This window comes from Streptomyces sp. WM6386, assembly GCF_000972385.1.
GTDB lineage: Bacteria > Actinomycetota > Actinomycetes > Streptomycetales > Streptomycetaceae > Streptomyces.
Genome location: NZ_JXTE01000413.1, coordinates 1 through 542, shown reverse-complemented (window position 1 = coordinate 542; position 542 = coordinate 1). Strand labels below are relative to the sequence as shown.

Here is a 542-nt window from a genome sequence, read left to right as displayed (position 1 = left end):
GCCCGGCCCTCCCCGGCCGTCTCCCTGAGGATCACCGCCCTGGATCATGAATCCGTCGATCCCCCGGTGGAAGATCGTTCCGTTGTACAGCGGTCCCTGTCCCGGTGACCCGGTTTCCGGATGCCGCCACGGCCTGGATCCATCTGCGAGGCCGGTGAAATTCGCGACGGTCTCGGGAGCATGTTCCGGAAACAGCCTCACGACGATCTCTCCGAGCGTCGTGTTCAGCGTTGCGGTCGTTTCTTCCGCCATGGCTCCCGTCCTGCCGTTCGCGCCCCGAACAGGGCTGTTCACCACATCGAAGCAGCGCGACCGCCGACACACCGACCAAGACACACCACGAACTGGCTCCCGTGCTGCTCCTCAGCAGCGCGGACGCTGCCTGGCTGCTCGAGGCAGTGGCAGCTGAGCGCACCGCCGTGGACATCACCATGGTCCGCGCGATGCTGCGTGACGGCGGGCACCAGCAGTACGTCGAACTGCTCCCGCCCGGCACATTGATGCAAGCCTGGAGAGAGCACAGCCTCACCCCCCACTCCACC

2 protein-coding genes are annotated in these 542 nt (G+C 66.2%); one reads left to right on the top strand and one right to left on the bottom strand.

Going from position 1 to position 542, the window contains the following annotated elements; translation table 11 throughout:
* Positions 1 to 252 (bottom strand): peptidylprolyl isomerase (locus TN53_RS46415; RefSeq protein WP_199924758.1); only part of this gene is annotated, 252 nt, incomplete at its 3' end.
* Positions 253 to 353: 101 nt separating this feature from the next.
* Here TN53_RS46415 and TN53_RS42000 point away from each other — a divergent pair.
* A partial coding sequence (locus tag TN53_RS42000) for a hypothetical protein (RefSeq protein ID WP_046264169.1) occupies positions 354 to 542 on the top strand: 189 nt, incomplete at its 3' end.